The organism is Qipengyuania benthica (genome assembly GCF_030717865.1).
In the GTDB taxonomy this organism is placed as follows: domain Bacteria; phylum Pseudomonadota; class Alphaproteobacteria; order Sphingomonadales; family Sphingomonadaceae; genus Qipengyuania; species Qipengyuania benthica.
In genome coordinates, this window is sequence record NZ_JAVAIL010000001.1 from 412,974 (window position 1) to 426,521 (window position 13,548).

Below are 13,548 nucleotides of genomic sequence, written 5' to 3' on the forward strand. Positions count from 1 at the left end.
CTTCTCCTGCGTTCAATCCCGCCTTCAATCTTCGATGCTCAGCAGGCTGGATTCCGAAACCTGCCGCTGCGCCTGCGCCTGCCCTTCGGCGCGGGCGATGTAGCCCTTCGACTTCTCCATCTCGTCGCTGAGCACATTGACCGTCTGTTTCATCGAATCGAGCGCGCGCAGCTTGAACTGATCGACCTCGTCCATCGTGTCGTAGATGTTCTGGAACGCACGCTGGAGCGTCTCGAGCGGGATGGTGCTGGCGGCGGCCTGCTCGTGGATCTTGCCGGTCTGGTCGCGCAGCATGGCGCTGGTGGAATCGATGATCCCTGCGGTGGTTTCGTTGAGTGCGGTGATCTGCCCCAGCACCAGCCGCTGGTTGGTCATCGCTTCGGCCACCGTCACCGCGGTGCGCAGCGCGCCCACGGTGGTGGTGCTGGCGCGGTCGACGCCCTTGACCAGTTCGACGTTGTTCTTCTTGACCAGATCGAGCGCGAGATAGCCTTGCACGCTCACCGCCATCTGGGTGAGCAGGTCCTGCGTGCGTTGGCGGACATAGAACAGCGCGGTCTCGCGGATCGCCTTGGCCTTGGCCGGATCGGTCGCATCGAGTTCGGCGGCTTTCTCCTCCAGCCTGGTGTCGAGCGTCTTGGAGATGTGGATCATCTGTTCCAGATTGCCCATCGCCTCCCACAGCTTCTGGCGCTCGACGTCGATCGCCGCATTGTCCATCAGCAGCTCGTCCTTGCCGCTGGCCAGATTGGTCAGGATCGACTGGATGTGCGTCTGCGCGCTCTGGTAGCTGCGAAAGTAATTGTTGAGCTTGTTGCCGAAGGGGATGATGCCGAGAAACTTGCGCGTGCCGGTCAGCTTGCCGCGCTTGCCCGGATCGAGATCCTCGACCACGCGGCGCAATTCGGCGAGATCGGTGCCCACGCCCTGGTCCTTGTCCATCGCGCGGACCGGACGGTCGAGGAAGCGGTTGGACATGCCGGCTGCGGCGGCGATTTCCTTGCGACCCATATTGGTCAGCTGATCGACCTTCTTGCCGAATTCGGGTGAATTGGCATCGGCCGAGACGAGATCGTCGACGAAGCCGTCGACCTTGGCCTGAAGCTTGGTTTTGTTCTCTTCGGAGACCGGCACGAGGCCCGCGGCTTTCTCTGCCGCGACGCGCGGGACCGGATCGGGAGGGGTCAGGTCGAATGCGGGCTCCGGCGCGGTGGCGGTCGCGGGCGTGGCGCGGGGCGCAGGCGCATCGGCGGGCTTGGGGCCGGTCTGGGAATTCAGCTCGTCGGTCATCTCGTATCCTCGTCCTGTTCCGCGGCGATGGCGGTCCGCTGCAATATGGCATCGCCCACTGTGTTATGCAAATAGAACGGCTGGCGAACAACGCGTTCCCCTGTTGCTCGAATTTGTCGCCCGAACTTGCTTTCCCTCGCTTCCCGCGCTGCCTAAGGCAAGGGCTCCGAATGCGATAGAGGGCCGGATGCACGCAGATGCGCAAGTGACGGACAAAGCGGCGAAGCGCCGACCGGTCGCCAGCCGCCCCGACGACGACGAGGATTTCGGCGTCTCGCTGGCGCGCTCGATCGAGGTGTTCCGTCGCTGGTGGCGGATTTCGGTGATCGAGACCGTCGATCGACCCGAGGTCATCGCCCGACGGCGGGAGGAAGCCTACACCTCGCCGCGCTATCTGTTCATGCTCTCGATGTCGGCGGGGATCGCGATTCTCGGCATGTTGCTGTCGTCTCCGGCCGTGGTGATCGGCGCGATGCTGATCGCTCCGCTGATCGGACCAATCATCGGCGCGGGCTTCGCGCTCGCCATCGGCGATTACCGCTGGCTGGCCGGCTCGGTCCGGGCGCTGCTGGCGGGGACGGCGCTGGGCGTCGGCCTGACCGCGCTGATCGTGTTCGTCTCGCCGCTGCAGACGATCACCCCCGAGATCGCCGCCCGCACGCAGCCCAACCTGTTCGATCTCGGGGTGGCGGTGTTTTCGGCGCTTGCGGGTGCCTATGCCATGATCCGCGGGCGCGAGGGCACCATCGTCGGGGTGGCCATCGCGACCGCGCTGATGCCGCCGCTGGCAGCGGTCGGGTTCGGACTGGCGACGATGAACTGGACCGTGTTCTGGGGCGCCGGCCTGCTCTACATCACCAATCTGATGACCATCGCGCTGGTGGCGACGCTGATGGCCAGGCTCTACGGGTTCAGCCACACTCTCTCGGAACGCCAGACCAATTGGCAGACGGTGATGATCGTGGTGATCTTCGTCGCTCTGGCGACCCCGCTGTTTTTCTCGCTGCGGCAGATCGTGTGGGAAACCAATGCGGCGCGGCAGATCCGCGCGAGTTTGGTCGCAAGCTTCGAGTCCGATGTCCGGATCTCGGAAATCGATTTCGATCTCGATTCCGACCCGATCACGGTCGATGCCACCGTGCTGACGCCCGAGACCAGCCGGGTCGCCGAACGCGAGAGCGAGGAATCGCTTTCGGTGCTGCTGGGCAAGCCGGTTCTGCTCGATCTGACGCAATTCCTCGTCGGGACCGAACTCGAGGCGGAAGCCGCGGAAATCGCCGCCGCCCGAGCACGTGAGAGACGCGACGACGTCGAGGCGGCGCGCGAATTGGGGAAGAGCCTCGCGCTGATTGCCGACGCGGATGACCGGTCGGTGGTCGTCGACCGCGAGAACCGGCGCGCCGTGGTCCGCGCAGGCAGGCTCGAGGGCGCCGGGCTGGCGACCTATCGCGCGATCGAGGAGCGGATTACGGAGGATTATCCCGATTGGGCGGTGGAACTGATCCCGCCGCTGTCGGCGCTGCCGGCGATTCCCTTTGCCGATGGCGAGTTGGCCCCGGCGGGGCTCGAAAATCTCGAGCTGGTGGCCTGGGCGGCGCAGCGGCGGGGATTGCCCGTCGCGCTGCAGGGCGGAAGTCCCGAGACCCGCGAGATCGCCGCCGCCGTCCTCGGCGAACTGGATCTCGAACCGCAATTGCAAATCGGCGGTCCGGTGATGCAGGCGCGCTGGGACACCGACGCCGAGGACTAGCGCAGGGCCTGGCTCAGGCGGCGATGTCGAGCGGCTGGATTTCGCCCGCCAGATACAGCTTCTTGGCCTTGGCGCGGCTGAGCTTGCCCGAGCTGGTGCGCGGCAGCGTGCGCGGCGGGACCAGTTCGACGACGCAGTTCATGCCGGTGACGCCGCGAACCTTGTCGGCGATCTGGTCGCGCAGCTTGATCCGCTCCTCGGGGTCCGAGACGCGGCAATGGACCAGCACCGCAGGCGTCTCGTCGCCGTTCTCGGTCTCCACCGCGAAGGCGGCGATGTCGCCATGGTTGAAGCCGGGCAATTGCTCGACCGCCCATTCGATATCCTGCGGCCAGTGGTTCTTGCCGTTGATGATGATCATGTCCTTCGCCCGTCCGACGATGAACAGATAGCCATCGGCCATATAACCCATGTCGCCGGTATCGAGCCAGGCCCCGGTGCCATCTTCGCTCGGGACCAGACATTCCTCGGTCGCTTCGCGGTTGCGAAAGTAGGAATGCATCACGCTTTCGCCGCGGCACCAGACCTTGCCGATCTGGTGATCGGCGCGGCGCGATCCGTCTTCGCCGCGGATTTCCACCTCCATCCCGGCGATCGGCTTGCCGCAATTGACGATGGCGCGGTAGCGGGCGGGCCGGCGCAGATCGCGCGGTCGGCCAGAGAGGCGTTCCTCCTCGACCAGTTCGACGCGGATGCCCTCGCCCGGCGGCATCACGGTGACCGCAAGGGTGGATTCGGCCAGCCCGTAGCTGGGGGTGAAGGCGGAGGCCTTGAACCCGGCCTTGGCAAAGGCGTTGACGAAGCTTTGCATCACATCGGGCCGGATCATGTCCGCGCCATTGCCCGCGATGCGCCAGCGCGACAGGTCGAAGCGGTCCTCGACATGGCTCTGGCTGGAGATGCGCCGGGCGCAGATGTCGTAGCCGAAGGTGGGCGAATAGCTGAGCGTCTGGCCCTGGTTGCGGCTGATCAGATCGAGCCAGGCGAGCGGGCGGCGCGCGAAATGCTCGGTGCGCAGGTAGTCGACCGACATCTGGTTGGCGATCAGCGAGAGGAAGCATCCGACCAGCCCCATGTCGTGATACCACGGCAGCCAGCTCACCACGCGGTCGCTGGACTGGACCTGCATCGAGGTCGCGTGGCCGCGCAGATTGTGCAGCAGCGCGCGGTGCGTCACCGCCACGCCGGTTGGGAAGCGCGTCGAACCGGAGGAATATTGCAGATAGCAGATATCGTCGGGACTCGCCTCGGGCAGTGCGCATTCGGGCGCCGGGCGGGCGGCGAATTCGTCCCAGCTTTCGCCCAGGCAGCCCTGCCGGTCGGCGCCGGCCTTGGCCATCCCGGCGATCTCGCCGGGATAGAGCAGCATCTTGGGGTCGCTGCTTTCGAGTTGCACCGCGAGCTGGTCGATATAGCTTTCCTTGCCCCCGAAGGTGGTCGGCAGCGGCAGCGGCACGGGCCAGGCTCCGGCATAGACGCAGCCGCAGAACAGCGCGGCGAATTCGGGCCCGGTCTCGGCGATCAGCGCCACCCGGTCGTCCTTGCCGATCCCCATCGCCACCAGCCGGCGTGCCGCCTCGAGCGCGTCGCTGCGCATTTCGGAGAAGGGATAAGCGTGGATCAGCGTCCCGCGCATATCGTGAAAATTGAGACCCTTCGCACTGCGCGCGGCGTAGTCGATCGCCTCGTTGAAGGTGGCGAAGTCCGACCGCCGGCGCGGCAGGTCGCAGGTGTTCGGCGTCGGCGTCAGTGCGTCGTCACTCATAAGCGCTATGGTTTCCGTGAAAAGTCAGGGCCTTGCGGCATCCCTTGTGAACCCCCGGCAACGCGGCGTCGTTCGGCGCGCCGCGATAAACTTTCCCATTCGATAACGAGTGTGGCACCATTATGGCAAATGGACCATGGCAAACGTCCCCAGAAGGCGCGAGCGCGCTCGCCCCGACCGCTCGATCCGGCGCGGCTGGAAGAGCTGGCGCTGGCCTATGTCGCGCGCTTCGCGACCACCGCGGGCAAACTGCGGACCTATTTGAAGCGCAAGCTGCGCGAGCGCGGCTGGGCCGGGGAAGGGGACCCGGAAGCGGAAGAGGACGCGCCGCCGCCCGATCTCGAGGCGCTGATCGAGCGCTTCGTCGCGCATGGCTATGTCGACGATGCGGGCTATGCGCGGATGCGCAGCGCCGATCTGCTGCGGCGCGGCTACGGCGCGCGGCGGGTATCGCAGCAGCTGATGCAGGCGGGCATCGCCGAAGATCTGCGCGCGGATGTCGCTCCCGAGGAGGCCGAACGCCGCGCCGCCGCGCTGGCGCTGGCGCGCAAGCGGCGCTTCGGACCCTTTGCCGCTGGTCAGGCTCCGACGGGCGAGGACGCACACAAGATACGCGAAAAGCAGCTTGCGGCGATGGTCCGCGCGGGCCATGATTTCGACCACGCGCGCCGGGTACTCGATGCTTCGGCGCCGGACGATCTCGCGCAATGGGTCGCAGAGGCCCGGGAGGACTATCAGGAATGAGCCGCATTGCCGCACTGGCCGTCTGCGCGCTGCTCGCCGCCTGCTCGCCGCAGCCGGCGGCCGAGGCGACCCCGAGCGCGGCCGCGGTCGCGAGCGTCCACCCGGTCTCCGGGCTGGAGGTGATTCCGCTGACCGTGACCAGCGGCGACACCGTGCATCGCTTCGCCGTCGAACTGGCGGCATCGCCCGAGGCGCAGCAGCGCGGACTGATGTTCCGCACCGAGCTGGGCGATAGCGAAGGCATGATCTTCCCGTCCACCCCGCCGCAGGTGCGCAGCTTCTGGATGAAGAACACCCCGCTCCCGCTCGACATCATCTATATCGGCGAGGACGGCCGCATCCTCAACATCCACCCCATGACCACGCCCTATTCGCTCGATTCGCTCTATTCGACCGGCGTCACCAGCGGAGTGCTCGAATTGCGCGGCGGCCGCGCCGAGGAACTCGGCATCGAAGTGGGCGATCTGGTCGAATGGTAGCCACACATATGCTTGGCGATACGGGGCAAATCGGCTAACCGCCGGCCCATGGGCATCCTTGCGAAAATCTTCACTTGGTGGAACGGCGCCACCATCGGCACCTCGCTGCACACTGCCCGCAAGGGCATCAAGGTCGGCACCGACGCGCAGGGCAACAGCTATTACCGTGCCAAGCAGAAGCATGGCGATGGCCGCGAGCGTCGCTGGGTGATCTACAACGGCGCCAACGATGCCAGCCGCGTGCCCAGCGAATGGCACGGCTGGCTCCACGGCTCCTTCGACGATGTGCCCGAAAGCCACCTCCCTCCCGCGAAGATCTGGGAAGCCGATTTTTCGCCCAACGCCACCGGGACTGCGGGCGCCTATCGCCCGGCCGGCGCGCTCGAGCGGGGCGGCAAGCGGGCCCGCGCGACGGGCGATTACGAAGCCTGGTCGCCGGACGCCTGATCGCGTGATGCGCATCCTCGCGCCCGTGTCGCTGCTGCTGGGTTCCGCCCTGCTGCTGGCCGCCTGCACCGAAGAGCCGCCCGAGCCCGAACCGGTCGCCACCGCCATTCCGGAAAGCTTGCGCGATTCAGCCCCGGCTTCGCCCGAGATCGCCGAGGAGGCGCAGCTCGGCACCCCGCTGGCCGAGCGGGTGGCGACGATCGGCCTGCTCAACAAGCGCAACAACGTCTCGCAGGAGCTGGAAATGTCGCCGGGCGAATCGCGCCGGGTGGGCGATGTGATCGTGCGGCTGCAGACCTGCGAGCGCACCGCGCCGTGGGAACTGCCGCAGGAAGTCGGAGCCTTCGTCCAGGTGCTGGTGCTCGAGCGCGGCTCCGAAGAAAATTTCCGCAAGATCTTCTCGGGCTGGCTGTTCGAGAACGCGCCCAGCGTCAACGTCGTCGAACACCCGATCTACGATGTCTGGGTCAAGGATTGCACGATGGAATTCCCGGGCGAGGGCGCCGAGACGCAGTCCGCTCCCGAAGCCTGAACGAAAGACTGCCAGGCCTCGGGAAGGCTGCACCCGGGCTTACCGCGCGCTGCGGCAAGCAGCTCCAGATAGCGCGCCTGCGGGATCGCCACCGCGCCCAGCGAGGCGAGATGGCCGGTCATGAACTGGCAGTCGAGCAGGCGATAACCCGCCGCTTTCATGCAGGCGACCAGCCAGGCGAGCGCCACCTTGCTGGCATTGTCCGCGCGGCTGAACATGCTTTCGCCGCAGAACACCCGGTCGAACGCGACCCCGTAGAGCCCGCCGACCAGCTCGCCATCCAGCCGGCACTCGACCGAGTGGGCGTGTCCGGCGCGGTGCAGCGCGCGGTAGCTCGCCTCGATCCTGAGGCTGATCCAGCTTTCGGCATGCTCCTCGCGGGGCTGGGCGCAGGCGTCGATCACCGCGTCGAAATCGCCATCCAGAGTCACCGCGAAACGTTCGCTGCGGATCAGCTTGCGCAGGCTCCTGGAGGCGTGAAACCCTTCGAGCGGGATGATCGCCCGCTCGCGCGGCTCGACCCAATAGACCTCCTCGTCCTCGCGGTAATCCGCCATCGGGAACACGCCCGCGCGATAGGCGCGCAGCAGCAGCTGGGTCGGGATCGGCGCCGTCACGGCAGCGGAATCGGGCGGCGGCGCGTGCATTGCGGCTCCCTAGCAGGGGTGCGGGCAAAATACCTCCCGGAATAACCAAAACCTTGCCATTGCGCGCCGCCGGGGCTACGTGCCGCGACCGGCTGCAGGGGTGTAGCTCAGTTGGTAGAGCATCGGTCTCCAAAACCGAGGGCCTGCGGTTCGAGTCCGCACACCCCTGCCATTTCCTGCCGATCCCTCGCCTTAGCACGCTCCCGGTCTCGCGCCGGTTTGCAACCTTGTCGCTGCGCGCTATCCGCATAGTCTCGCGCGGAGCGGTTATCGCGCGCAATTGGGGAGGTGCTGGCTGACCATGGGAATCGAGGCCCTGCGCGAGGCGCGCTGGCTGGATTCGGGCCGGGTGCGGGCCTATGCCGTGATTGTCGGCGTCGCTGCGGCGGCGCTGCTGGTCGCCGCCTATGTCGAAGCGACCGGACCGACGGGCAGCGATTTTCTCGCCTTCTGGGGTGCGGGGCGGGTAAGCGCGGGCGGCGACCCGGCCAGCGCCTACGACCTTGCGGTTCAGCAGCGGGTGCAGACCGCCACCGGATCACTCGGCTGGTTCGCCTTCGTCAATCCGCCGCCCTTCCTGTTCGCCGCCACGCCGCTGGGCGTGCTGCCCTATCCGCTGGCCTGGCCGGTCTGGGTGGCGCTCACTTTCGCGGCCTGGGCATGGGCGAGCGTCCGCGCGTTTCCGCGGCTGTGGCCGCTGGTGCTGGTCTATCCCGGGGCGCTGATCGCGGCGACCCATGCGCAGACCGGCCTGCTGACCGGCGCGCTGCTGGTGTTCGCGGCGACGCAGCTCGATCGCCGTCCGCTGGCGTCGGGGGCGGCGATCGGCGCGCTGGTGATCAAACCGCATCTCGCGCTGCTGCTGCCGTTCTGGCTGGCGGCGGGGCGGCGCTGGCGCGTGTTCGTGGCGGCGGGAGCAAGCGCGGCGGGACTGGTGCTGGCGAGCTGGGCGGTGTTCGGTACGCGCACCATGCTCGCCTATCCCGACAGCTGGCAGGCGAGCGCGGCGCTGATGGAAGTGACCCGGGCCGACTTCTTCCTGCGGATGGCGAGCCTCTATTCGCAGGTCCGGCTGATCGCGGGCGAGCCGGCGGCGATGATCGCCGGAGCGGCGCTGGCGCTGGCGACGGTCGGCTTCGCGCTGCTCGCCTGGCGGCGCTTTGCCGGGGATGCGCCGGGTTCGGCGGCTGCGGTGCTCGCCGCTGCCGCGCTCGCGCCGCCCTATCTGTTCAATTACGATCTGCCGTTCCTGATCGTGCCGACGCTGTGGCTCGTGCGCGAAGGGCTGGCCGAGGGTTTCCGCCCCTATGAAAAGCTGGGACTGGTGCTGCTCTATTTCGCCCCCTTCGCCAGTCGCGCGCTGGCGCTGCCGCTGGGAGCGAACCTCATGCCGCTGGCCTCGGCCGCGCTGCTGGCGCTGGTCTGGAGTCGTGGGAACCCGAGCGGGCGCTGATGGGTTGCAGACCGAGGACCGGGAAACCCGTTCGAAAGGAAGCAGCCATGACGCACTCGACCTATCGCAGCAGCAGTCCGGATCGCTGGACCATGCCCAGGGGCGCGAGCGATACCAGCCTGCGTCGCCAGATCCACGGCCGCATCCAGCCGCTCGACCCCCCGAGCTTTCTGGAGCGGCTGTTCGGAATGCGCTGAGCCGGCGCAATCACCCGACCAGGATTGCGACACACAGCAAAGGGGCCGGAAGCGTGACGCTTCCGGCCCCTCTGTTTGTAGGCCCACGCTTGTCGGCAGGCCGTCTATAGCATCGGCATCGTCGCTCAATATTCCTCGGGCTCTTCCGGGGTTTCGCGATGGAAGTCCTTGCCCGCGGTGCGATCGCCGCGCGACAGCTTGAACACCACGCCCGAAAGCAGTGCCAGCGCCAGCAGGTTGGGCAGCGCCATCGCGGCGTTGGAGATGTCGCCCAGCCGCCAGACCAGCTGCGAAGGCTGGGTCGCACCGATGTAGATCGCGATGCACCAGATCACCCGCCAGCCGATGTGAAGCATCTTCTCGCCGCCGCGAGTCGAGCCCGGAACGCGGTCGTAGAGGAAGGTGATCGCGCGTTCGCCGTAGTAGCTCCACGTCAGGAGCGTGGTGAACACGAACAGGATCAGCGCCACCGAGGCGACCAGCGTGCCCAGCGGGATCGAGGCGATCTCGTAGGGGAAAGCCGCGGCAAAGGCGCCCGAGGTGGTGACGAAGCCGCTTTGCGCGGTGGTCCCCAGATCGGATTGCCAGACATGCGCGACCGCCTGGCCCTGGTAGGTGAAGTCGCCCTGCACGGTCAGGATGACCAGCGCGGTCATGGTGCAGATCACCATGGTGTCGATGAAGGTGCCCAGCATCGCCATGCGGCCCTGCTGTTCGGGATCGTCGGTCTGCGCCACGGCATGCGCGATCGGGGTGGAGCCCTGGCCGCTCTCGTTGGAGAACAGCCCGCGCGCCACGCCCGCGCGGATGGCGAGGATGATCGCCGCCCCGGCAAAGCCGCCGCTGGCGCTCTGGAGGTTGAAGGCGCCCGAGAAAATGCGCCCGAAGGTCTCGGGAAGATCGCCGAAATTGAGGATCAGCGCGATCACCGCCATCACGATATAGGCGCCCGCCATGAACGGCACGACCTTCTCGGCGACGCTGCCGATCGACTTGATGCCGCCGATGATGACCACGAACACCGCGATCGCGATCACCAGCCCGCCCAGCCAGCGTTCCCACCCGAACAGCTCGTTGAGCCCGCTGGCGACCTCGTTCGCCTGGATCGAATTGCCCGTCACCAGCGCGCTGAACAGCGTGCCGAGGCAGAACAGGATCGCGAGCCAGGTCCATTTCGGCCCCAGCCCCATCATGATGTAGGTCATCGGCCCGCCGCGATAGACCCCGTCGGAGGTCTTCTCGCGGTAGCGGATCGCGAGGCTGCCTTCCGCAAAGCCCAATGCCATGCCGAAGATCGCGGTCACCCACATCCAGAAGATCGCGCCGGGGCCACCCAGCGCGATCGCGGTGGCGACGCCCGCCAGATTGCCGGTGCCGACCTGGCCCGAAAGCGCGGTCGAGAGCGCGGCGAAGGGCGAGATCTCGCCCGCGCCGGCACCCTTGCGGCTCTTGAACAGGCCGGCGAAGGCGCTGCCCAGCTTGACCAGCGGGTAGAACCGCAGGCCCACCATGATCCACAGCCCGATCCCCAGCAGGACCAGCGTCATCGGCGGGAAGGGGATCACCTCGACCCCGTTCCAGGTGCCTCCCCAGATGAAGTCGGAAATATTGGTGACGCGGTCGATCAAAGAGAACGACCCGGTATCGCTAGCGGCCATCAAGGCACCCCCATTTTCGGCCCCCTGCTCCCGGGCCAGTGTTCGAAGCGGCGCACGCTATCGCCGCGAGGCGGCAAAAACCAGCCCCTAACCGCCCCTTGGCCGCGCTTTCCCGCGCCCGATCGCCGGCGCACCGCGGCGCGCTTGCATTCGCGGGCGCATGGCCCTAGACGCCAGAACGTCTTCCGACATCGATGGCCCGGTTATGCCCCTCCCGACTTGAAACGGGGCGGCGCTGCCCCCATCCCGGAAGGCAGACAGTTTCGATCGCAGATGAGGGCGTCCCGGATGGCCGAGAAGACCAAGAAGACATCGCCGGCAGAATTCGTGAACCAGGTTCGCGCCGAGACCAGCAAGGTCGTCTGGCCGACCCGGCAGGAGACCGTGCGCACCGCGATCTTCGTGTTCATCATGGTGATCATCCTCTCGGTGTTCTTCCTCGGGATCGACTCGCTGTTCGGTGCGGTGGTCGCCTGGCTGCTGACGCTGGGCTGATCGCGCTTTCCCTCCATCGCCGCGTTCCTCGCGCGACAGGTCACTCTTCGACAAGGTAATCCATGGCACGCTGGTACATCATCCACGCTTATTCGGGCTTCGAGAACAAGGTTCGCGATTCGATCATCTCGGAAGCCGAACGGCTCGGCCTGTCCGACGGCGTCGAGGACGTCCAGGTTCCCACCGAGACCATCACCGAGGTCAAGCGCGGCAAGAAGGTCCAGACCGAGCGCAAGTTCATGCCGGGCTACGTGCTCGCCAAGCTGCAGATGACCGACGACGTCTATCACCTCGTCAAGAACACCCCCAAGGTCACCGGCTTCCTGGGCAATGACAACAAGCCGCAGCCGATCTCGGAAAAAGAGGCGGCGCGCTATTTCGGCGGGGTGGAAGAAGCCAAGTCCGCTCCCAAGCAGCAGATCTCGGTCGATTACGAGATCGGCGATCAGGTCAAGGTGCTCGACGGCCCCTTCGCCAGCTTCAACGGGCTGGTCGAGGAACTCGATTTCGACAAGCAGAAGGTCAAGGTCGGCGTCTCGATCTTCGGCCGCGCCACTCCGGTGGAGCTCGATTTCGAGCAGGTCGAACTGAGCAAGTAAGCCGCCCGCTGCGGACCGGCCCTACCAGCCGGCCCGCTAGCAGGCGACTGGCAGGCGACTCGTTACAATCCGAACGTCCGGTCGACGATCTCGGCCGCGCGCCACGGTTCGCCGCCTTGGACAGGTTCCGGACGGATCGCCGACAGCGGCGCCTCGATCCGGTAGACCAGCCCGTCGGCGGTGAACTCGCGCGTCGCACTGCCGCGCAGCATGGCCGGGATCACCCGCGTCAGCAGCTTGGTGCCGAAGCCGCGCGCCTGCGAAGCCTCCTCCTCCGCCGTCGGACCGGCGCCATGCTCGCGCCAGACCAGCCGGAACGTGCCGTCCCCGGGCTCTGCCGCTTCCTCGAAGGACCAGGAAACATCCACCCGCGCCTGCTCCGCCGGGCCGAGGCTGTATTTCTGCGCATTGGTGGCCAGCTCGTGCAGCGCCAGGCTCAATTGCTGCGCGGCTTCGGAGCCGATCGCCAGCGCCGGGCCGGCGATCGTCACGCGGGTGCGGATATTGGGGAGCAGCTTGTCGAGCTGGGTGAGGACCACGGTCTCGACATCGCCCGCGGGCCCGTCGCCGCCCTCGATCACGGTGCGGGTGGCGTCGGCCAGCGCCCAGATGCGGCCCTGCAGCGCTTCGAGGAAATCGTCCTTGGTGGTGGCCGAGCGCGCGCTTTGCTGCGCGATCGAGGCCACCACCGCGAGCAGATTGCTGCTGCGGTGGATCGCCTCGCGCGCCTGCACCGCCAGCGTGGCGTTGAGCCGGCTGAGCTCGGCGGTGCGCGCCTCGACCGTCTCCTCGAGCGAGGCGAGCGTCGCCTTGTGCGCCTCGATCTCGCCGCGCAGCCGCTCGTTGGCGGCGGCCATGTCGGCGGGGGAGGGCAGCGCGACCAGCGTCGGGATCAACCGGAACAGCACCACCGCGGTGATGCAGGACACCACCCCGGTCGCCAGCTTGAACAGCCCGACCTGCGGATAGATCGGGACCCACAGCGTCACCATGGAGAGCGCATGGGTGATCCCGCACAGCAGGATGAAGGAGGCGAACAGCATCACCAGCCCGCGATGCGGCACATCCTTGCGGCGCTTGAGCACGGTCAGCAGCGCGATCGGGATCGCCGAATAGGACAGGAAGATCAGCAGGTCGGACCCGGCCCACAGCACCACCAGCCACGGTTGCCACAGCAGGCACATGCCATGCGGCATATATTGCCAGATATCGGAAAAATGGCTCATGCGCAGACTCCGAAAGGGGCGCGAACAGCGCCCCGCTGCCCGATCAGGCGGGCCCCGACAACCGGTTGTTGTTCGACTGGCTTATCTCAGATCGTCGCGCAGCTTAGCCGAACGCGAATGGCCGGGATAGTAGCGGAATGACAGTTGGTTAACCGCGCGGTACCGCTGCGCTGCCGGCGTTCGGGCGCGGCGTAACGCTCCGGCACGGCGGACCGGTACGGCGGATCGGCGCGGCAGATCGGCCGGATGGAAGCGAAATGGCGGCG

Annotated in this window: 14 protein-coding genes and 1 tRNA gene; 10 read left to right on the forward strand and 5 right to left on the reverse strand. The window is 67.0% G+C overall.

Annotated elements, in window-relative coordinates; translation table 11 throughout:
* Window positions 1-24: 24 nt before the first annotated feature.
* A complete protein-coding gene (locus tag Q9K01_RS02055; RefSeq protein WP_305928547.1) occupies window positions 25-1,290 on the reverse strand; it encodes a toxic anion resistance protein in 1,266 nt (421 codons plus the stop codon).
* Window positions 1,291-1,495: 205 nt separating this feature from the next.
* On the opposite strand from Q9K01_RS02055, the gene Q9K01_RS02060 reads away from it, so the two are divergent.
* Window positions 1,496-3,040 carry a DUF389 domain-containing protein gene (locus tag Q9K01_RS02060; RefSeq protein WP_305928548.1) on the forward strand — a complete coding sequence of 515 codons (1,545 nt, stop codon included), beginning with the start codon at window positions 1,496-1,498 and terminating at the stop codon, window positions 3,038-3,040.
* A gap of 13 nt (window positions 3,041-3,053) precedes the next feature.
* On the opposite strand, the gene Q9K01_RS02065 is transcribed toward Q9K01_RS02060, so the two are convergent.
* Entirely contained in the window at window positions 3,054-4,805 is a 1,752-nt protein-coding gene (locus Q9K01_RS02065) for a fatty acyl-AMP ligase (RefSeq protein ID WP_305928549.1), read from the reverse strand.
* Window positions 4,806-4,934: 129 nt separating this feature from the next.
* Between Q9K01_RS02065 and Q9K01_RS02070 the strand changes: the two genes are divergently transcribed.
* Genes Q9K01_RS02070 through Q9K01_RS02085 form a run of 4 tightly spaced genes read left to right on the forward strand, consistent with a single transcriptional unit; the run spans window position 4,935 to window position 7,007 of the window.
* On the forward strand, window positions 4,935-5,549 hold the full coding sequence (locus Q9K01_RS02070; protein ID WP_305928550.1) for a regulatory protein RecX: 615 nt from the start codon (window positions 4,935-4,937) through the stop codon (window positions 5,547-5,549).
* Complete coding sequence (locus tag Q9K01_RS02075; RefSeq protein ID WP_305928551.1) at window positions 5,546-6,028, forward strand: DUF192 domain-containing protein; 483 nt, start codon at window positions 5,546-5,548, stop codon at window positions 6,026-6,028. Before Q9K01_RS02070 ends, Q9K01_RS02075 begins: the two co-directional genes overlap by 4 nt.
* 48 nt (window positions 6,029-6,076) lie before the next feature.
* Complete coding sequence (locus tag Q9K01_RS02080; RefSeq protein ID WP_305928552.1) at window positions 6,077-6,475, forward strand: NADH:ubiquinone oxidoreductase subunit NDUFA12; 399 nt, start codon at window positions 6,077-6,079, stop codon at window positions 6,473-6,475.
* A gap of 7 nt (window positions 6,476-6,482) precedes the next feature.
* A complete protein-coding gene (locus tag Q9K01_RS02085; protein ID WP_305929157.1) occupies window positions 6,483-7,007 on the forward strand; it encodes a DUF2155 domain-containing protein in 525 nt (174 codons plus the stop codon).
* Here the strand turns inward: Q9K01_RS02085 and aat are convergent.
* Complete coding sequence (aat, locus tag Q9K01_RS02090) at window positions 6,929-7,654, reverse strand: leucyl/phenylalanyl-tRNA--protein transferase (protein WP_305928553.1); 726 nt, start codon at window positions 7,652-7,654, stop codon at window positions 6,929-6,931. The two genes, Q9K01_RS02085 and aat, sit on opposite strands and share 79 nt — an antisense overlap.
* Window positions 7,655-7,750: 96 nt before the next feature.
* Between aat and Q9K01_RS02095 the strand changes: the two genes are divergently transcribed.
* The 3 genes from Q9K01_RS02095 to Q9K01_RS02105 all read left to right on the forward strand — a co-directional run bounded on the left by Q9K01_RS02095 (window position 7,751) and on the right by Q9K01_RS02105 (window position 9,304).
* Window positions 7,751-7,826, forward strand: a tRNA-Trp gene (locus Q9K01_RS02095).
* 129 nt (window positions 7,827-7,955) lie between these two features.
* A complete protein-coding gene (locus Q9K01_RS02100; RefSeq protein ID WP_305928554.1) occupies window positions 7,956-9,107 on the forward strand; it encodes a glycosyltransferase family 87 protein in 1,152 nt (383 codons plus the stop codon).
* Between the two features lie 47 nt (window positions 9,108-9,154).
* The gene (locus Q9K01_RS02105; RefSeq protein WP_305928555.1) at window positions 9,155-9,304 is read left to right on the forward strand and encodes a hypothetical protein; all 150 of its coding nucleotides are present in this window, start codon (window positions 9,155-9,157) and stop codon (window positions 9,302-9,304) included.
* 125 nt (window positions 9,305-9,429) lie between these two features.
* Here the strand turns inward: Q9K01_RS02105 and Q9K01_RS02110 are convergent, their stop codons facing one another.
* Window positions 9,430-10,962, reverse strand: coding sequence for an alanine/glycine:cation symporter family protein (locus tag Q9K01_RS02110; protein WP_305928556.1), 1,533 nt, complete (start codon window positions 10,960-10,962; stop codon window positions 9,430-9,432).
* A gap of 288 nt (window positions 10,963-11,250) precedes the next feature.
* Between Q9K01_RS02110 and secE the strand changes: the two genes are divergently transcribed.
* Entirely contained in the window at window positions 11,251-11,457 is a 207-nt protein-coding gene (gene secE / locus Q9K01_RS02115; protein WP_305928557.1) for a preprotein translocase subunit SecE, read from the forward strand.
* 62 nt (window positions 11,458-11,519) lie between these two features.
* The gene (gene nusG, locus Q9K01_RS02120) at window positions 11,520-12,056 is read left to right on the forward strand and encodes a transcription termination/antitermination protein NusG (protein WP_305928558.1); all 537 of its coding nucleotides are present in this window, start codon (window positions 11,520-11,522) and stop codon (window positions 12,054-12,056) included.
* 62 nt (window positions 12,057-12,118) lie between these two features.
* Here nusG and Q9K01_RS02125 read toward each other — a convergent pair whose 3' ends face one another.
* Complete coding sequence (locus tag Q9K01_RS02125) at window positions 12,119-13,282, reverse strand: sensor histidine kinase (protein WP_305928559.1); 1,164 nt, start codon at window positions 13,280-13,282, stop codon at window positions 12,119-12,121.
* Window positions 13,283-13,548: the final 266 nt, after the last annotated feature.